The organism is Flavobacterium sp. 9R, assembly GCF_902506345.1.
Classification (GTDB): Bacteria; Bacteroidota; Bacteroidia; order Flavobacteriales; family Flavobacteriaceae; genus Flavobacterium.
Window position 1 is genome coordinate 1320533 of sequence record NZ_LR733413.1, and the last position, 19468, is coordinate 1340000.

Annotated in this window: 18 protein-coding genes, 1 tRNA gene, 2 rRNA genes and 1 pseudogene (1 of these 22 only partly in view); 6 read left to right on the forward strand and 16 right to left on the reverse strand. The window is 37.2% G+C overall.

Translation table 11 applies throughout. The features are described 5' to 3' along the window. The first annotated feature begins 93 nt into the window (after positions 1–93). Together FLAVO9AF_RS05835 and FLAVO9AF_RS05840 are read left to right on the forward strand one after the other, a co-directional pair. The gene (locus FLAVO9AF_RS05835) at positions 94–633 is read left to right on the forward strand and encodes a hypothetical protein (RefSeq protein WP_159685648.1); all 540 of its coding nucleotides are present in this window, start codon (positions 94–96) and stop codon (positions 631–633) included. 131 nt (positions 634–764) lie between these two features. Continuing rightward, positions 765–1223 carry a DUF4440 domain-containing protein gene (locus FLAVO9AF_RS05840; RefSeq protein ID WP_236552283.1) on the forward strand — a complete coding sequence of 153 codons (459 nt, stop codon included), beginning with the start codon at positions 765–767 and terminating at the stop codon, positions 1221–1223. Between the two features lie 67 nt (positions 1224–1290). On the opposite strand, the gene FLAVO9AF_RS05845 is transcribed toward FLAVO9AF_RS05840, so the two are convergent. The 16 genes and pseudogenes from FLAVO9AF_RS05845 to FLAVO9AF_RS05915 all read right to left on the reverse strand — a co-directional run bounded on the left by FLAVO9AF_RS05845 (position 1291) and on the right by FLAVO9AF_RS05915 (position 16498). Further along, entirely contained in the window at positions 1291–2874 is a 1584-nt protein-coding gene (locus FLAVO9AF_RS05845; RefSeq protein WP_159685650.1) for a DHA2 family efflux MFS transporter permease subunit, read from the reverse strand. Positions 2875–3011: 137 nt separating this feature from the next. Beyond that, a complete protein-coding gene (locus FLAVO9AF_RS05850) occupies positions 3012–4091 on the reverse strand; it encodes an HlyD family secretion protein (protein WP_159685653.1) in 1080 nt (359 codons plus the stop codon). Between the two features lie 11 nt (positions 4092–4102). Next, positions 4103–5428, reverse strand: a complete 1326-nt coding sequence (locus FLAVO9AF_RS05855) for a TolC family protein (RefSeq protein WP_159685655.1) — start codon at positions 5426–5428, stop codon at positions 4103–4105. Continuing rightward, positions 5418–6044 (reverse strand): TetR/AcrR family transcriptional regulator, encoded by a 627-nt coding sequence (locus tag FLAVO9AF_RS05860; RefSeq protein ID WP_159685658.1) that lies wholly within the window; start codon positions 6042–6044, stop codon positions 5418–5420. Before FLAVO9AF_RS05860 ends, FLAVO9AF_RS05855 begins: the two co-directional genes overlap by 11 nt. Before the next feature lie 97 nt (positions 6045–6141). Further along, a complete protein-coding gene (locus tag FLAVO9AF_RS05865; protein ID WP_159685660.1) occupies positions 6142–6615 on the reverse strand; it encodes a GyrI-like domain-containing protein in 474 nt (157 codons plus the stop codon). After that, positions 6609–7061 carry a GNAT family N-acetyltransferase gene (locus FLAVO9AF_RS05870; protein WP_159685663.1) on the reverse strand — a complete coding sequence of 151 codons (453 nt, stop codon included), beginning with the start codon at positions 7059–7061 and terminating at the stop codon, positions 6609–6611. The genes FLAVO9AF_RS05865 and FLAVO9AF_RS05870 overlap by 7 nt, the downstream gene beginning before the upstream one ends. Before the next feature lie 12 nt (positions 7062–7073). Continuing rightward, the gene (gene trpA, locus FLAVO9AF_RS05875; RefSeq protein ID WP_159685666.1) at positions 7074–7835 is read right to left on the reverse strand and encodes a tryptophan synthase subunit alpha; all 762 of its coding nucleotides are present in this window, start codon (positions 7833–7835) and stop codon (positions 7074–7076) included. Positions 7836–8134: 299 nt separating this feature from the next. After that, entirely contained in the window at positions 8135–8455 is a 321-nt protein-coding gene (locus FLAVO9AF_RS05880) for a gamma-glutamylcyclotransferase family protein (RefSeq protein WP_078211750.1), read from the reverse strand. 134 nt (positions 8456–8589) lie between these two features. After that, positions 8590–9771 carry a tryptophan synthase subunit beta gene (gene trpB / locus FLAVO9AF_RS05885; RefSeq protein ID WP_315173700.1) on the reverse strand — a complete coding sequence of 394 codons (1182 nt, stop codon included), beginning with the start codon at positions 9769–9771 and terminating at the stop codon, positions 8590–8592. Positions 9772–9816: 45 nt separating this feature from the next. Next, positions 9817–10407: pseudogene (locus FLAVO9AF_RS15765) on the reverse strand (phosphoribosylanthranilate isomerase); the annotation flags it as partial. An 83-nt stretch (positions 10408–10490) separates the two neighbouring features. Beyond that, the gene (gene trpC / locus FLAVO9AF_RS05890; protein WP_159685670.1) at positions 10491–11285 is read right to left on the reverse strand and encodes an indole-3-glycerol phosphate synthase TrpC; all 795 of its coding nucleotides are present in this window, start codon (positions 11283–11285) and stop codon (positions 10491–10493) included. An 87-nt stretch (positions 11286–11372) separates the two neighbouring features. Then, a complete protein-coding gene (gene trpD, locus FLAVO9AF_RS05895; RefSeq protein WP_159685672.1) occupies positions 11373–12365 on the reverse strand; it encodes an anthranilate phosphoribosyltransferase in 993 nt (330 codons plus the stop codon). 87 nt (positions 12366–12452) lie between these two features. After that, a complete protein-coding gene (locus FLAVO9AF_RS05900; protein WP_159685674.1) occupies positions 12453–13019 on the reverse strand; it encodes an aminodeoxychorismate/anthranilate synthase component II in 567 nt (188 codons plus the stop codon). 9 nt (positions 13020–13028) lie between these two features. Then, a complete protein-coding gene (locus FLAVO9AF_RS05905; RefSeq protein ID WP_159685676.1) occupies positions 13029–13487 on the reverse strand; it encodes a hypothetical protein in 459 nt (152 codons plus the stop codon). A gap of 17 nt (positions 13488–13504) precedes the next feature. Beyond that, the gene (locus tag FLAVO9AF_RS05910) at positions 13505–14905 is read right to left on the reverse strand and encodes an anthranilate synthase component I family protein (protein WP_159685678.1); all 1401 of its coding nucleotides are present in this window, start codon (positions 14903–14905) and stop codon (positions 13505–13507) included. 300 nt (positions 14906–15205) lie between these two features. Continuing rightward, a complete protein-coding gene (locus tag FLAVO9AF_RS05915; RefSeq protein ID WP_159685680.1) occupies positions 15206–16498 on the reverse strand; it encodes a hypothetical protein in 1293 nt (430 codons plus the stop codon). Positions 16499–16729: 231 nt separating this feature from the next. Here FLAVO9AF_RS05915 and FLAVO9AF_RS05920 point away from each other — a divergent pair. The 4 genes from FLAVO9AF_RS05920 to FLAVO9AF_RS05935 form a co-directional block, all read left to right on the forward strand. Beyond that, positions 16730–16912: transposase (locus tag FLAVO9AF_RS05920; protein ID WP_236552285.1), on the forward strand; the 183-nt coding region annotated here is incomplete at its 3' end. A gap of 160 nt (positions 16913–17072) precedes the next feature. Next, positions 17073–18586, forward strand: a 16S ribosomal RNA gene (locus FLAVO9AF_RS05925). A gap of 128 nt (positions 18587–18714) precedes the next feature. Beyond that, positions 18715–18788 (forward strand) — tRNA-Ile (locus FLAVO9AF_RS05930). Between the two features lie 85 nt (positions 18789–18873). Then, positions 18874–19468 (forward strand): 23S ribosomal RNA (locus tag FLAVO9AF_RS05935) (it continues 2289 nt past the right edge of the window). The 16S and 23S rRNA genes sit together here with 1 tRNA gene alongside, the layout of an rRNA operon.

Below are 19468 nucleotides of genomic sequence, written 5' to 3' on the forward strand. Positions count from 1 at the left end.
TTTAGGGATAGCAAATCCGAATAATGGGCTTAATTTAGCACCAAACCACTGTAGTAGCGGAACATTATGAGCAACCAAATCAAAATCCGTAAAATGAGAACTAAAATAATATTACTATCTTTTTTTCTTTTTTTCGTAAGTTGTCAGCAGAGTAAAACCGAATCTAATATTCAGAGAAAATTTTCGATTGAAGATTTTGCCAATTACAATTTTAAACTTTTAACAACAGATTATGAATTTGATTTAAAGTCAAGAAATTTTAAAATCGCCTTTTATAAATTCTCTCACAAAGTAAAATTGAGTAATCAGGAGGAAAATCAAATTGTACAATTATTTTTTAAAAACAACATTGATAAGCTTGGGAAAGATATTTTAGTACAAGATTCAAATGAACCTATGATAATACCAAGTTTTGGAGATTCTTTTTATATTTATAAAAATAACAATCAAAAAACATTTATCAGGATTATTGATGGTGAATATAAGGAACTGGAAAAACTGACAAATTCCGAGAAAAATATTCTAAAGTTTAGAAATGGACTTTTTAAAATTTTAGAAAATAATTCTGATTTTAAAATATGCCTAGATACACTAAAATCTGTAAGGATACATGATAAGCGATTATTTTTATAGTACTTGGTTGTACATAACAGCTACGACAAAGGATTTGGTAATATTATTAATGGAAAATTGGAAGATTTGGTAAACCCTAAAATTAGTTCCAACCCTTGCAAAAATAAACGCAATAGTATAATCTCAACAAAATGAAAAAACGTAACACCCTACTTTTGATGCTATTTTTTACTACGATAGCATTTGCTCAAGGTTCCATTGAAACCCATAAAAAACAGTTTCAAAATTTAGTACAAGAATCGTTTGACGAAATATGGTCAAAATTAGAAGCTAAAAACATTGAGAAATACTATACCAAAGATTTCCTGCTTTTGGAACACGGAGAAGTTTGGAATAACGATACCATTGCAACCTATTTGAATAAAGCCAAACTCAAATTGCCCATTCCAAAGCGAGTAAACAAAATTGAAATTATTGATGTCAAAGTTACCAACAAAACCGCTTGGGTGGCTTATCACAACTATGCAACCATTTCCATTGACGATAAAATCATTCGAAAATTGCATTGGCTAGAAAGCGCCACAGCCATTTTAACCGACAAAGGTTGGAAGTTTGATATGCTGCACTCCACGCGTGTTAAAAGCGAATAAAAAAGCTAAAGACTATAGAATTATTAAACCAAAAAGCCGATTTCAGTACTAGAAATTGGCTTTTTTATTAATGCATCGCATCGGCGGGATTGATTTTGTTTTTCCCTTTTTTGACTAAAAGAATGAACGGAATGCAAAACAAGAACAGATACCCCAAATACAAAAATATATCCGAAAAAGTGAGTACTGCGGCTTGTTGGGTCACCATCATTTCAAGAGTTTTATAGGCTTTTGCTAAGGCTTCGTTCATAGCATATCCTTTAGACATAAATCCCATTTGCAATTGGTGCACTCGCTGTTGTACTTCAAATGAAGTATTATCTAAATAACCAATCATATTTACGCGGTGTTCTTGATTGATACGAGCGATATAAGTGGTGATGATAGCAATTCCAAATGAACCACCCAATTGACGCATCATTCCTGTAAAGGCTGCTCCTTCACCAATATGTTTTCCAGTTAAGGTAGACAACGATAGGGTAGTGATGGGAACAAACAAAAGTCCTAATCCTACACCTCTCAAAATTAACGGCCAATACATATGCTCTTCTCCAGAATCGGGTGTGATGACTAAATGCATCCAATACGTAAAGGCAAAAAAGACAAAAAATCCAGCGGCAACCAAATACGTTTGTGGGATTCCTTTTTGAATCATTTTACCAATAAAAGGCATCATAATTCCTGTTGTTATCGAACTTGGAATTAATAACAATCCAGCATCAGTAGCACTCCATCCTAAAATCGATTGGGTATAAATAGGAATGATAAATGTAGAACCGTATAAACCAAAACCAAGAATAAAACACATAATGGTTCCAATTCTTAAATTGGAGTCTTTGAGTACTCTAAGATTAACTATCGGATGTTCGTAGGTGAGTTCTCGCCAAATAAAGAAAAGCAAACCAAAGAACGAAACAATACTTAAAGCTACAATAAGAGAATCGTTGAACCAATCGTCTTGTTGTCCGTGTTCCAAAACAAATTGTAAAGAACCAATAAATGCCGATAGAAAAAAGATACCTAACCAATCGACTTGATTGGCCTTTAATTTAACGCCGTATTTTGGACTTTTTATAAAGGAAAGCGTAAGCAATGCCGCAATAATCCCAATAGGAATATTGATGTAAAAGATAAACGGCCACGAGAATCGGTCAACAATATAACCTCCCAATGGTGGCCCTAAGGTTGGACCTACGATTACGCCCATACCATAAATAGCCTGCGCCATACCGCGTTTTGCCAAAGGATAACTCTCGGTAACAATCGTTTGTGCGGTTACCAAAAGAGCTCCACCGCCCAATCCTTGAATGAAACGAAAAGCCACCAATTCCCATATATTGGTTGCATTTCCACACAAAAAAGAGGAAACAGTAAATATAATAATGGATACCGCAAAATAGTTGCGTCGGCCAAATTGTTGCGACAACCAACTGGTCATTGGGATGATAATTACGTTAGCAATGGCATAGGCTGTAATTACCCAAGCCACATCAGTAAGTGTAGCTCCCAAACTACCTCGCATATTGTTGAGCGCAACGTTGACAATCGTCGTGTCAACTACTTCAAGCATCGCACACAGCACACAAGTAATGGTAATTATTACTCGTCTAAAACCGTACTCAACTAAATCGTCCGCTTCTGTTTGTACCATTTTTGTAGTTCTTAGTTTTTTTAGTGATTAGCTTTTAGTCCTTAGTGATTAGTAATTAGTGAATAGTGCGTGGCGAAGAGTCCTTAATAGTCTGCCTGCTAACAGCTAATTACTAATCACTAATTACTAACAGCTATTTATTTCAAATGAACGTCTACTTCGACATTCATTCCTGGACGCAAAAGTTTGATTTTATTGGCATCATTAGCTTTGCTTAAGCTAATTTTTACAGGTAAACGTTGAATGGTTTTTACAAAGTTTCCAGTAGCATTGTCTGGTGGTAACAAAGAGAATCTTGAACCAGTAGCTGGAGAAAAGGAAGTAATAGCTCCTACAAATTCATAGTCTGGGTAAGCATCAACTTTCATCGTCACTTTTTGACCAATCACCATTTTGTTCAATTGGGTTTCTTTAAAATTTGCCACAACCCAAGCTTCATCATTATTGATTACATAAAATAACGACTGTCCAGCTTGTACCAATTGTCCCGGTTGTATGTCAATTTTAGACACTTGACCATCTATTGCTGCAGTAACAACAGTGTAAGTTAAATTTAATTTGGCAGCATCTAGCACAGCTTGAGTTCTTTTGATATTAGCAGCAGCAACTTCTGTTTGTTTGTTCGAAACTTTTGATTTGGCTTCAATCACTGATTTCTGAAAAGAACTGGCGCGTTGTTGTTGTTGTAACACTCTCAATTGACTTTCAGCTTCTTGTTTAGTTGCCAAAGCCTGTTCGTATTGTTGTTTGGTAATTGTATGATTCTTGTATAAGTTTTCGTAACGAGCAAAATCACTAGTAGCTCTTCCAAGCCTGATTTTTGCCGATTCGATGTTGCCTCCTGCAGAAAGTACATTGGCTTCAGAAACCGAAATACTTGCTAAAGCACTTCCAATATCCGCTTTGGCTACTTCAAAACCACCTTCAGCACCAATCAACGCCGCTTTGGCCTCTTCAATTTTAACCTGAAAATCTTTTTTGTCTATCGTAAATAAAGTATCTCCTTTTTTTACAAAGTCATTGTCTTTTACATATACTTTGCTAATATAACCAGGGACTCTTGGAATTATTGGAGTCATGTTTTTCTCAATTTGAGCATCATCTGTTTCTTCATGCGATTGTGCATGATTGTATTTGTAAATACCATAAATACTGCCGAGTACTAACAATGATACTGTAATAATTAGGAACTTTATATTTGTTTTTTTCTTTTCCATGGGACTGGTACTTATATTTTTGATGGGTTGAAAGTTGAGGTTAATTGCCCGGTTACCGATAGTAATTCGTAATATTTTTGAATGATATTGGCTTTGCCTAAGGCTTTATTGATTTTGGCGGTAAGTTGATCTACATCGGCTTCTAGTAAATCGTTGGTATTCGAAAGACCATTATCGTATTTGTCTTTTACGATTCGATAATTTTCAGAAGCTTGGTCTATGGCTTCCGCATAAACAAGATCTTGTTTGATGGCTAATTGGTAATCTTCGATGGCTTTTTGTACCTGTACTTTGATGTAATCGGTCAAAATAGCTTCAGCGTTTTGTACTTCCATTGCCTTGCTTTCAGCAACTTTAACCAAAACATCATTTTTGAGTAAACTAGTAAAGTCATAGGAAATACCAACACCAATGTTCATTGCGTTTTGTACACTAACCACATTGTGTAATTCAAGTGCGGTGTAACCTCCTAGTATTGCTATTGAAGGGAAATAAGCACTTCTAGCAATTTTGATATTCGATTGGCTGGCTTTTGATTGAAAACGAAGGGCTTCTAAATCCTTTCTGTTTTCTAAAGCTGGCGTCTCATCTGAAGGGACATTGTTCATTTGAAAATTGACAAAATCACTTTCTTTGATTTCAATTTGAGTATTCGTATCCAATTTAAGGAGATTGACCAAATAAAAGTTTACGATATTCAAATTGTTTGTTGCTTCGTCTATTGCGAGTTGTATTTTAGAAACTTGCAATTGTGATTTTAGTAAATCATTGCGTGGAATAATACCGTTTTTCTCCAAATCGATAAAATCAACTACGCGTTGTTTGGCACGTTTTTGATTTTCTTTGAGAATTTCGATTGTCTTTTGCGCTTTGTACAAGCTAGCATAATAATTAACGACTTTTAGGGCAATCTCTTCTTTAGATTGAACCGCATTGGCAGTTTCTGCTAAATAAAGATTGTCGTGCAAGGCAATATTATTTTGAATTTTGAAACCTGCAAAAACAGGTACACTGGCCGTAACTTGCCCCAGCATTAAACGATCTACAGGACCAGCTGCTAAGCCGCTTCCACCTGAACTGGATTTCATATCAATTTTGGCACTAGTTAGGTGCTGGTATTGACCTGAGAGTTTTAGATCAGGATATTGATTGTTTTTGCTGGCTTGTAGCTCGTATTTTTTGGTAGCTACTTTTGAAGTAGCAAGGGATATTTCGTTACTCTTGGTCCAAGCCAATTGTACAGCATCTTCTAGCTTAAGATGTGTTTTTTCTTGAGCGCTTACCGTCGAAGTTCCCCAACACAAAATCCCAAAGACAAATAGTGGGCTAATTTTCATAAATCAAAAGGGCTTTAATTGTTTGTTGTATATGCTTAGTCAAGTTCGTCTTGATATAATTGTTGTACAAGGCTTCTGTAGTCAAGTTCAATAGATTTTCGAAGTAGGTTTTATTCATATGAAAATGAAAAAAAGTTCCCAAAATGGTAGGTGTAATTAGGGGAATAATGATGTCTTTTCTAAAAACCCCTTTTCGTTGTCCTTCTTCAATAATGGATTCTAAGTATTTGAGATTGCCTTTTCTGAACTCTGTAAAGGCTTGTAGATTTTGTTCTCTTTTTTTGGACGAGAGTTCAAAATGTAAAATGCGATAGATTCCCTTGTTGTTATTGATGCGGTTAATATAAATTTCAATCAATTTATTTACCTTTTCAATAGGTTCAAGATCTTCTTCTAGTAAAAGTTCGAGTTGGGTTTTAATATCTGTAGTTCGATAAACAATAAGCGACTGCAGTAATCGTTCTTTTGATCCAAAGTAATAGGATATCATAGCAACATTGATTTTTGCTACTTTAGAAATATCCCTAATTGAAGTGCCATCAAATCCTTTTTCGGCAAAAAGAGTTTCAGCTACTTCAAGTATTTGGATTTGTTTTTCGGTAAATTCGGTTTTCAATACCTTGATTTTTGTTAAACAAAATTAAACAACTGTTTAAATTAAACAATTGTTTAATTTTTATTTAACATAGTATTAACAAAATCAAAGAAATCGATTATTGTTGGCGAATCGGAATCCATATTTGTTCTTCCGAATTTGGATCTCCATTTTTGTATTTTTCGCCCAATAGTTCAAAATGAGGGCGATGATCCAAAATATAGGTAGAGTTAGGTAGCCACTCCGTAAAAATTTGCTGAAAAATTGCTGTGTCTATTCCTTTGTGTTCAAAAACGGCATAAAGACCAGTGGGTAGGATAAAGGACTCCATATCGTTGGGGATATTTTCAAAAGTATCCACAGCTACAGCCGCCCATTTTACAAAAGACTTAGCGGGATTAAAATTTTCAAAATAATCTGTGCTGTAGTTTTGAACCGAATAAAAATCGTTGTCTACTCTGTTGGTAATGCCTTTTCGCTTTGGCATAAAATCCTGCCAAAGCGCTTGAGTTTGATTGTCAATTAACGACATACTTCTTTTTTTACCAACCAATTTGGTTTCTGGTAAAGTAACAAGAGTTGGCTTTAGCATTGATTTTCTTTTTTTAGACACACACTTGTAGCTACCCCTTCATAAGGGCCATAATTGGGAATAATGTGGTAACCTAATTTTTTGTATAATGTGATAGCTATAGGGTTATTAGTGCCGGTTTCGAGTACATAACTGTTGTATTGTAGTTCGTTGGCCCATTGCTCAAGTTCTGCTATAATATGATGCGCTACTTGTTTGCCTCGGAAAGATGCGACTACAAACATTCGCTTGATTTCAACACTTTTTTCGTCAAATGCTTTAAAAGCACCACAGCCTATGGCTTCATCTTCATAATAAGCTACGACCACATTCTTGATGTGATCCGTTTTGTTATGTTGGGCATAAAAATCGTGATCTTCATCGTCTTTAGACCGTAAAAATTCATCCAAAAGCAAGACTAGCTTTTGAAAATCAGAATCGTTGGATGTGGTTCTTTTTAGTAGCATTTTAATGACTAGTTATCGAATGGATTCCACGAATGCTTTGATGTTAGCAGTTCCATTTTCTTTTAAATAAGTAATAAAGGCACTTCCAATAATGGCTCCTTTGGCAAATTGAGTAGCTTGTTGGAAAGTTTCGGCATTGTTGATTCCGAAGCCGATAACTTGAGGATTTTTCAAATTCATTTGAGCGATGCGTTGGAAATACGCTTCTTGTGTGTTTCCAAATCCTGCACTGGAACCTGTTACACTAGCCGAGCTTACCATATAAATAAAACCATCCGAAACACTATCGATAAAATGGATGCGTTCGTCTGAAGTTTGTGGCGTGATTAAAAAGATGTTTTTTAAACCGTATTTTTCAAAAATTGCTTTGTATTCGTCAGCATACACATCTACAGGTAAATCAGGAATAATCAATCCATCGATTCCTATTTCGGCGCACGTAGCACAGAACTTTTCCACACCATACTGTAGCATCGGATTAAAGTATCCCATAATCACTAAAGGAATGTTGACTGTTTTTCGAATGTCTTTTAGTTGGTCAAACAATACTTGAGTGGTCATTCCGTTGTGCAAGGCTTGCGTTGAACTCGCCTGAATGGTCGGACCATCTGCCAAAGGATCACTAAATGGCAATCCGATTTCGATCATATCGACGCCATTTTTTTCTAAATCTTGAATGATTTGAACGGTATCATTCAGGTTAGGATAGCCCGCAGAAAAATAGATGGACAATATTTTTTTATCTTCTTGTAATTTTTGATTGATTCTGTTCATAATTTATTCTTTCTATCTAAAATTCTATGTTTTTTGGTCTCAAATCTAATGCAAGCGAGACTTTTTAGTTAAGTTTAAAATTGTATTTACCTCAAATTGCCATTTTAAAATGTTAGCCACGAAAAACACAAATTGGCACTAAATCATCAATTTTGAAGTTGAATTGCACTAATTATACAGTTCTTAAGGATTCGTGGAATAATAGAAATGTTCTGAATTAGTGTTTATCCGTGTAATTTGTGGCGGATATTTTAAAAGTAAATACCTTAAAATTTGCGAATTTGCGGTTGTTTTTTTGTCTACACCACCAAACTATAAGCCCAAGCCTTTTGGTTGGATTGCAAAACTACTTCTACACGTTTATAATGCTTTCCTTCGTAGAGGTCGGCTTGGCGAAGATCATTGGTCGTCACGTCATACACAATACCCTGAATGGTATCTTCAGGATTTTCGGTTTCAACGATGATGGGGTAGTTGATTAAACCAAATTCTTCTTCGATTTGGATTTCTTTGACACGATAGCCCAAAAGCGTTTCTGGGGTTCCTTTGAGTGTTCTTCCAAAAAGATCTTCTTGCACCTCGGGATGCTGTAATGTTCCGTATGTAAATAATTTTTGCATAGTACTTTGGTGTTGATGACTACTTCATTTCTGGTGATGCAGGGTTTGCGTTAGGGATGGGAGCGGCATCCTCTAGGGGCGGGGTTCGCCCCTAGAGATATAGCGTACAGCCCGACCCTTGTGGTAACGCCCTACTACAATTTAAAGTAGTCAATATACGTATTTAAATCTTTATCTCCTCGTCCTGAAAGGCTAATCACGACAATATCTGAGGGTTTGAATTGTTTTTGTTTGAAAATAGCCAAGGCGTGCGAGGTTTCGATGGCGGGAATGATGCCTTCTAATTTACACAATTCGAGTCCAAACTCCATAGCATCATCATCGGTAACGGAATAGAATTCGGCACGACCAGATTCAGCCAAATGGGCGTGCATAGGTCCCACACCCGGATAATCTAGGCCAGCCGAGATTGAGTAGGGCTCCGTAATTTGACCATCTGGGGTTTGCATCAACAGGGTTTTGCAACCGTGAATGATTCCCATTTTTCCTAGTTTGCTCGTAGCGGCACTATGTCCTGAATCGACACCTTTTCCAGCAGCTTCTACGGCAATAATGCCGACTTCTTCTTGGTCTAAGAAATGGTAAAATGTCCCAGCAGCATTACTTCCGCCACCAATACAAGCTACGACATAGTCTGGGTTTTCGCGACCTTCTTTTTCGTTTAATTGCCATTTGATTTCTTCGGAAATGACACTCTGAAAACGGGTAACCATATCAGGATAAGGGTGAGGTCCAATGGCGGAACCAATGATGTAATGCGTGTCTACGGGATTGTTAATCCAATCGCGGATGGCTTCGTTAGTAGCGTCTTTGAGGGTACGAGAACCTGATAAGGCTGGACGTACGGTAGCACCCAACATTTTCATTCGAGCCACATTAGGTGCTTGACGAGCAATGTCGATTTCGCCCATATAAACGATGCATTCTAATCCCATTAAGGCGCAAACGGTAGCGGTGGCCACACCGTGTTGCCCCGCACCTGTTTCGGCGATGATGCGTTTTTTGCCTAATTTTTTGGCGACTAAAATTTGTCCAATCGTGTTGTTGATTTTGTGTGCACCCGTATGGTTGAGGTCTTCTCTTTTTAAGTAGACTTTGGTATTGTATTTTTCAGACAATCGCTTCGCAAAATACAATGGGCTTGGACGCCCAACATAATCTTTTAATAGCTGGTTGAATTCTTCTTTAAAATCGGGTGTAGCTGTAATGTCCAAATAGTTTTGGCGCAATTCTTCTACATTAGGATATAACATTTCTGGAATGTAGGCTCCTCCAAACTGACCATAATAGCCTTTTTCGTTTACGTTGTATGACATTTTTTTATTTTTTTTACGTAGGGACAATTCGCGAATTGTCCTTACAAGATTGATGTTTTTTAATCCAGGTTCTATTTCAAATTTACTATTCACGTCTATGGCGTAAAGAGGTAAATGGGTGTTCAAAATTTCGTTTACTGCTGCTATTTCGTCAATTCCGATGCCTCCACTAAGGAAAAATGGTTTAGAGGAAGGATACTTTTGTAAAATGGTCCAATCAAAAGTGGTTCCGTTGCCTCCGGGTAATTTGCCTTTGGTATCAAAAAGAAAGAAATCACAAACAGGCTCGTAGGGTTTTAATAGGTTAAAATCAAAGGTTTCATCTGCTGAGAATACTTTTATGATTTCGACACTAGTCCCTAATTTATTTTTTAATTCCAAACAAAAAGATGCCGATTCTTGTCCGTGTAACTGTACGGCTTGTAAATCGTATTGGGCTACTTTGTCTAGGATGCTATCACTTTTTTCGTTGACAAAAACTCCCACTTTTTTGATAGATTTGGGTAAGTCAGGCATAGGTCCTTCAAAATAACGAGCCGACTTTTTCCAAAAGATAAATCCTATATAATCGGGTAGGAGGGCTGCTACTTCGAGTATGTTATCAGGGTATTTCATACCGCAGATTTTAAGTTTCATTGTTTTTAGCTTTTAGCTTTTGGCTTTTAGCCATTAGCAGTTAATGGTTTGGAAATATGGAGTTGTTAATAGTTAGCTAAAAGCTAATTGCCAATTGCTAATAGCTCTTCAATAAATTTTGTGGCAGCTTCGCCTGCGTTATCTGTTTTCATAAAGTTTTCTCCAATCAAAAAGCCTTGGTATCCGTAGGGTTTTAATTCTTGAATCGCCTCAACAGTCGAAATGCCACTTTCGGATACTTTGACAAAATCATTTGGAATTTTGGAGGCTAATTCTTTGCTAAAATCCAAACTCACTTCGAAGGTTTTGAGGTTGCGATTGTTTACTCCAATCATATCCAGTGTGGGCATAATCGATTTTTCTAATTCTTCTAAATTATGCACTTCAAGCAAAACTTCTAGTCCTAAACTTTTAGCAAATTGGGATAACGATTGAATTTCTTCACGAGTTAAAACTGCTGCGATGAGTAGGATTAAATCGGCTCCGTGGGCTTTGGCTTCTAGGATTTGGTATTCATCGACTATAAATTCTTTTCGCAAAAGCGGAATATTTACCGAGGCTCTTGCTAAGAGTAAGTCATCTAGCGAACCCCCGAAATATTTGCCGTCGGTTAGTACAGAAATGCCGCAAGCTCCTGCATTTTCGTAGCCTTTTACTACTTCTTCAACCGTAAAATTATTGTTGATGATGGATTTGGAAGGGGAACGACGTTTGTGTTCGGCAATAATTCCAGAAGGACTTTCTTTTAATTTTTGGCTAAGAGAAATCGTCTGTTTTTCAAAAAATACAGAAGCTTCCAATTGCGAAACGGGAATGATGGATTTCTTGAGAAGGACTTCTCTTTTTTTATCGATGATGATTTTATCTAGGATGTTCATTAATTTTTTGTTTAAAGTTTTCTTTGTTTAAGGTTTAAAGTTGTGGACTATTTCAACCACTTTAAACCTTAAACTTTTAAACTATTTTTAGTTACTTAACTCTTTTAGTTTGTTCAAAGCTACCAAGCCTTTGCCAGATAGCAAACTTTCTTTCGCTATTTGAAATCCTTCTAAAGGAGTGCATTGGGTAACGGTTGCAATGGCCATAGCAGCATTGGCACAAACCACATTGTTTTGAGCTTCCGTTCCTTTTCCTGAAAGAATAGTATGGAACATAGTTGCTGATTCTTCAATGGTTTTTCCGCCTTCGATTTCGTTTTGAGACAAAAGAGACACACCAAAATCAGTCGGATGCAACATACCTTCCATTGTTTTGGTAATTGTTTTGGTTGGACACGTCAATGAAATCTCATCGTAGCCATCGAGTGCGTGCAGGATAGTAAAATTCACCTCGGTGTTTTGATACAAATAGCCATACATTCTGGCTAATTCTAAATTAAAAACCCCAACCAATTGATTTTTGGGAAAGGAAGGATTGACCATCGGCCCCAACATATTAAAAAAGGTTTTTACCGCCAGTTCTTTTCGTATGGGTCCTACATTTTTCATTGCAGGATGAAAAAGAGGTGCGTGCAACACGCAAATACCCGCTTGGTCAATACATTTTTCTAAAAATGAGGCGTCGTTACTAAACTGGACTCCCATTTTTTCGAGTACATTACTGGAACCAGAAATAGAAGACACGCCGTAATTGCCGTGTTTGGCAACTTTAATTCCTGCTCCCGCTGCAACAAAGGAAGCTAAAGTGGAGATGTTAAAGGTGTCTTTTCCATCGCCTCCTGTACCACATAAATCAATGGCATTGTAGACGGATAAATCAACTTTGATACACAAATCCAATAATGCTTCTCTGAAACCAGCTAACTCGTCTATGCTAATGCTGCGCATCATATAAACAGTCAAAAAAGAGGCAATTTGACTAGGATTATAACTTCCGTTGGATATATTAATCAATACATTTTTTGCTTCTTCTTTAGAGAGCATTTCGTGATTGATGAGTCTGTTTAATATGTTTTTCATTTTTATGAAATACTAAGTTTGTAAATAACTAAGATTCTTAGTTTTGTTTTCAAAAAGGACTGTTTACTTAATACCGAAAACTGAGCACTAATTTTTTACCCAATTCTCTAACATTTTTTTTCCGTCAGGAGTCAATACACTTTCGGGGTGAAATTGTACGCCGCGAACATCATAGGTTTTATGACGCAAAGACATCACTTGACCGTTTTCGTCTATGGATGTGATTTCTAAAACATCCGGGACATTCGCATCGACCACCCAAGAATGGTAGCGCCCCACTTCGAATGTCGGTTCTAATCCGTCAAAAAGAAGTTCGTCATTTACAATCGTTTTTACCGTTGTAGCTACCCCGTGATACACTTTGTCTAAATTGGACAAAGTACCGCCGTAGACTTCTCCAATGGCTTGTTGACCAAGGCATACTCCAAAAATGCTTTTGGTGGGACCGTATTTTTGAATCACTGCTTTGAGCAAGCCTGCTTCGTCGGGGATACCTGGTCCTGGCGATAATAAAATTTTGTCGAAATGAGCGATTTCATCCAAATCAAATTCATCGTTTCGGTACACCGTTACTTCACAATCTAAATCTTCTAAATAATGTACTAAGTTGTACGTGAAGCTATCGTAATTGTCTATGACTAGTATTTTTTTCATATTGTTTGATTATTTTTCTCGAACGTATTTTTCGATTATGATTTGGTCTACACCAAGTTTTTCAATTTTTTCGATTCCTTTTTGTGTTAAAGTGTCATTTTGAACTTTTACTACAAAATCAAATTTGTTGTTTTCCCATTCTCTAAGTGAAAAGTATTCTAGATTTTCAGTGTAAAGACTATCTTTTAAAGTATACTTTCCTCCTCCAGCAAAATAGACTGCTGCACTGTCTTTTCCATTATTCAAATCATGGTTGAAGAAAGAAAAATGAGTGCCATTAATTATTTTTATCATCTTCGTTTTGGGATTGAAGGTTGAAAAAGTACTGTCTTTTATAATTTTAATTGCCGATACGAGTCGCCAAGTGCCTTCAATGCCATTATTTTTCTTTGCCTTTTCTTGTTTTTCAGCAAGATTACAAGCTGTAAAAAGGACAATCATTAGTAAGCAACTGATTGTTGTTTTCATATTTTTAATTTTAATGTTTAAATCGTCTCTGCCAAATCCAATGCGGTATTTAAGGCTCTAAGTTTGTTATAAACTTCTTGCATTTCGCTTTCTTCATCAGAGCTTGCTACGATTCCTGCACCTGCTTGTGAATGCAATTGATGGTTTTTGCTCAAGAAAGTTCGAATCATAATTGCGTGATTAAAATTGCCTTCAAAATCCATAAAACCTATGGCACCTCCATAAAAAGCACGATTGGTTTTTTCATACTCTTCAATCAATTGCATAGCTCTATGTTTTGGAGCGCCACTCAACGTTCCAGCAGGGAAGGTGTCTGCGACCACTTGTAACGTTAGGGCTTTTTCGTGTAAATACCCTGTAACTTTGGAAACTAAATGGATAACATGGGAGAAAAATTGCACCTCACGGTATCTTTCTACTTGAACGTCATGTCCGTTGCGACTTAAATCATTTCTGGCTAAATCTACAAGCATCACATGTTCACTATTCTCTTTTTTATCTTCAGAAAGAGCTTTGGCTAAAACAGCATCTTTTTCATCATCGCCTGTTCGTTTGAATGTTCCTGCGATAGGGTGAATTTCGGCTTTTCTGTTTTTTACAATAATCTGAGCTTCCGGAGAAGAACCGAATAATTTGAAATCACCATAGTCAAAAAAGAATAAATAGGGGGAAGGGTTAATGCTTCGCAAAGCACGATACACATTAAATTCATCGCCTTTGAAACCTTGTGTAAAACGTCGTGATAAAACCAATTGAAAAACATCGCCACGGAAACAATGTTTTTTGGCTAATGCCACATTGTGTTTGAATTCTTCATCTGTAAGGTTCGAAAAACCTTCGCCTTCTTTTGAGAATTTATACGAAGCAATGTTTCGAGATTGCAAGAGTTGTTCGATTTCAGAAATATTATTTTTTCCATCCAAACTATGACAAAAAATATAGGCTTCGTTTTTGAAATGATTGATGGCTATGATGTTTTGGTATACCGCATAATATACATCTGGGATAGTCGTGCTGTTTTCTTTTTTTGCAATACTTACTTTTTCGAAATAGCGAACAGCATCATAAGCAATGTAACCAAATAGCCCGTTATTTATGAATTTAAAATCATTTTTCTTGGATTCAAATTGACTTGAAAAGTTCTGAATAATCTCAGGTATTTTGGTAGAAGAATCTATGTTAATAGTTTCTGAAGTTCCATCTGGATAATTCTTAGTGATGATTTCGTTTTCTATTTTAAAAGAAGCAATAGGATTGCAGCAAATGTAGGAGAAACTGTTATCGTTTCCATGATAATCACTACTTTCCAATAATAAACTGTTAGGGAATTTATCTCTAATTTTTAAATAAACACTAACGGGTGTAATGGTGTCGGCAAGGATTTGCTTGTAATGGGTATTTAATAAATAGGCTTTCATATCTTTTTAATTAAGACTTTTAGTTGTTGGTTTTTTACTGAAAACAAGGCAATAAAAAAAGGCTTGTCGTGATGACAAGCCTTTTATTTATAATAGTTCAAATAATACTATAGGAGCTTTGTTCACGACGTTTGACGTAAAGAATTCCACCACCAAGTATTGTTTGTTATTGTTCTCATATTTTTTTTTGTTGAGCAAATATATAAAGGAATTTGAACTAATCAAAAGTAAAAGATAAAAAATAAAGTATTTTTTTATTGTTTTTTGTTAGATTTCAAACACTTACTAGTGTTTTTTTAATTATCGATTGTTTACTAGTATAGCACTTTGTTTTTTTCTAAAATCTGGGTTGTTTTTCAAATCTATTGAAGTAAACAAGTCAATAATTGGAGTTGTTGCAATTTCAAATTCCATTGAAGCTGGGTCTGGCCAGTATTTTAGTTTTCCATTATAGCTTTGTTCTTCGCTCACTAAGTTTTCTTTACAACGGTTTACAATGATGTTTTTTAAATTGATTTTAGCGAAATTTTCTGGAGATAATGTTATTTTTTCACCTAATAATACAAAAGGTGCAAATCCAGAAACAATACTATTTGTAAAAGTCAAATTGCAGTTTTCTTTAAGGTAGATAGCTTCACGAACCAATCCTTGATTATTTTCTTCAATATTTACAAATGTAATATTGTTGGCTTTTACATTCGTAAGCTTTTTAGCCATATCTGCATTTTCTTGTTTGTCATACGAATCAATTTCAAAACATCTTGAATTTCCTGAACCAGATGAAAAAGGGTGACGAATTGCAATACTATTATTTAGTGTTGCTTGAGTTCCTTCTGAGAAGTCAAAATCATCGTCATCATTTCTAAAAGAAATTACGTTATTCATAGCTACTTCACCGCCAGTTATTTGATAAGCATCTCCATTTGAGTAGCTAACTTGAATATGGCTCAAGGCTGTTTTTTTTCCAACACCAGCTAAGATAAGGGCATTGATTTCTTTTGAACCGTTTATTTTTTTTCCAGCAAATTCAATGCGAACATACTTTAAACTTCCAGAATTATCTTCTGGTTTATCACCGCCATAGGTAGCTTTTGTAGTATCAAGATTGAAATCTGTTAAAATATGCTTGTTGTCTTTGTTAATTTTATTTACGGGTGCATTGCCTAGGATGATGATGCCACCCCAGTTTCCTGGTTTTCTTACTGTAGCTGCTTTTTCAGAAGTAAAAACAATTGGTGCTTTTTCTGTCCCTTCGGCAATAAGTTTGGACCCTTGAGTAATGATTAAGGTTCCACAATAGTCGATATCTCCTACACCTCCTCTGATTACAGTACCTGGTTCAATTGTAAGTGTAGCATTATTGGTCACATACACTCTGTTGTTTAGAAGGTAGGTTTTGGTACTTACTAGTTTGGTGTCTTTGTTGATAATGTCTGGCAATACCTCATTGGTTTCTGGGTATTCTGCTGTTGCAGGTTTAAAATTGGTCCAATTGTTCATCCAATTAGAGTCTCCATAAATACCATTACTTTTTTGCGCAAACAAAGATAAACTGAACGCGATGCAAATAATTACTAAAGATTTTTGTTTCATTTTTATTGTTTTAAAGTGGGGCTTTACTTTCATTTTGGTTAACTTAAAAACTAAAGTAATAAAATAAAATTATAATAATGAAAACTTAACACTTTAAAACGAATAAATGTTGATTTTGGAATAATTATCCTCTTTTTTATTAAAGAAAATAATTAATATGCATTAAAAATAAAAAAAATCCAATTGCTTAGACTGCCCCCAAAAAGTTAGACACTATTTGGGGGTATTTTTATGGAAAGAAAAGTCAGATATGATGCTTCATTTAAACTTGAATGCGTAAAATTAGTATTAGAAAAACATTATTCGTGCAATTATGTTTCTAAACAAAAAGGTCTAAATGAGTCTAACATTCGTAAATGGGTTCGATTTTATAAGCAATATGGCAGTATTGGTTTGCTGCCAAGAAAAAACCAANAAAGAAGAATACGTTCCTAGACATATTGAATTGACAGCCGTTTCGATGCAAATCGAAACAAAGAAATAAGAGTAAGATAATCGAGAGATTAGAATAAAACCGAGAGTAACTGATTCGAATAATAAAAAGAAGCTGAATAACATTCAGCTTAAACAATATACGATGAAGAGTTTGATCCTGGCTCAGGATGAACGCTAGCGGCAGGCTTAACACATGCAAGTCGAGGGGTATAGTTCTTCGGAACTAGAGACCGGCGCACGGGTGCGTAACGCGTATGCAATCTACCTTTTGCAGAGGGATAGCCCAGAGAAATTTGGATTAATACCTCATAGTATGTGAGAATGGCATCATTTTCACATTAAAGTCACAACGGCAAAAGATGAGCATGCGTCCCATTAGCTTGTTGGTAAGGTAACGGCTTACCAAGGCTACGATGGGTAGGGGTCCTGAGAGGGAGATCCCCCACACTGGTACTGAGACACGGACCAGACTCCTACGGGAGGCAGCAGTGAGGAATATTGGACAATGGGCGCAAGCCTGATCCAGCCATGCCGCGTGCAGGATGACGGTCCTATGGATTGTAAACTGCTTTTGTACAGGAAGAAACACTGGTTCGTGAACCAGCTTGACGGTACTGTAAGAATAAGGATCGGCTAACTCCGTGCCAGCAGCCGCGGTAATACGGAGGATCCAAGCGTTATCCGGAATCATTGGGTTTAAAGGGTCCGTAGGCGGTTTAGTAAGTCAGTGGTGAAAGCCCATCGCTCAACGGTGGAACGGCCATTGATACTGCTAGACTTGAATTATTAGGAAGTAACTAGAATATGTAGTGTAGCGGTGAAATGCTTAGAGATTACATGGAATACCAATTGCGAAGGCAGGTTACTACTAATGGATTGACGCTGATGGACGAAAGCGTGGGTAGCGAACAGGATTAGATACCCTGGTAGTCCACGCCGTAAACGATGGATACTAGCTGTTGGGCGCAAGTTCAGTGGCTAAGCGAAAGTGATAAGTATCCCACCTGGGGAGTACGTTCGCAAGAATGAAACTCAAAGGAATTGACGGGGGCCCGCACAAGCGGTGGAGCATGTGGTTTAATTCGATGATACGCGAGGAACCTTACCAAGGCTTAAATGTAGATTGACCGGTTTGGAAACAGACTTTTCGCAAGACAATTTACAAGGTGCTGCATGGTTGTCGTCAGCTCGTGCCGTGAGGTGTCAGGTTAAGTCCTATAACGAGCGCAACCCCTGTTGTTAGTTGCCAGCGAGTCATGTCGGGAACTCTAACGAGACTGCCAGTGCAAACTGTGAGGAAGGTGGGGATGACGTCAAATCATCACGGCCCTTACGCCTTGGGCTACACACGTGCTACAATGGCCGGTACAGAGAGCAGCCACTGGGTGACCAGGAGCGAATCTACAAAGCCGGTCACAGTTCGGATCGGAGTCTGCAACTCGACTCCGTGAAGCTGGAATCGCTAGTAATCGGATATCAGCCATGATCCGGTGAATACGTTCCCGGGCCTTGTACACACCGCCCGTCAAGCCATGGAAGCTGGGGGTGCCTGAAGTCGGTGACCGCAAGGAGCTGCCTAGGGTAAAACTAGTAACTAGGGCTAAGTCGTAACAAGGTAGCCGTACCGGAAGGTGCGGCTGGAACACCTCCTTTCTAGAGCCTTAGTGTTAGCTTATAGCACGCTAAGGAAAAAGAATCACACTCATTGGTTCTGAAGTATTGATTATATTACTCTTGCTGTTAATTTAAAGAAATTGAATAAAGAATTAAGTAAAAAACAGAGTCTCGTAGCTCAGCTGGTTAGAGTACTACACTGATAATGTAGGGGTCGGCAGTTCGAGTCTGCCCGGGACTACTATTTTAACTTGATTAGGAAATTGATTTGCTATTTATTTAGTAAATCGAAAAAAAACGGTCTTGTTTTAAGAACAAGATTGGTACAATAAGCAAAATAAGGGCGTATGGGGGATGCCTAGGCTCTCAGAGGCGAAGAAGGACGTGATAAGCTGCGAAAAGCTACGGGGATCGGCACACACGAATTGATCCGTAGATATCCGAATGGGGCAACCCACTATGTTGAAGACATAGTACACCGATAGGTGGGCAAACCCGCTGAACTGAAACATCTAAGTAGGCGGAGGAGAAGAAAACAAAAGTGATTCCGTAAGTAGTGGCGAGCGAACGCGGATTAGCCCAAACCAATGTTGTTACGGCAATGTTGGGGTTGTAGGACCACGACATTTCTTGCATAAAGAATTAGAATCTACTGGAAAGTAGGACCAAAGAGGGTGATAGTCCCGTATAAGTAATGAATGTAAAGGATAGTGGTATCCTGAGTAGGGCGGGGCACGTGAAACCCTGTCTGAATTTGGCGGGACCATCCGCTAAGGCTAAATACTCCTGAGAGACCGATAGTGAACCAGTACCGTGAGGGAAAGGTGAAAAGAACCGTGAATAACGGAGTGAAATAGATCCTGAAACCATACGCTTACAAGCGGTCGGAGCCCTTTTGTGGGGTGACGGCGTGCCTTTTGC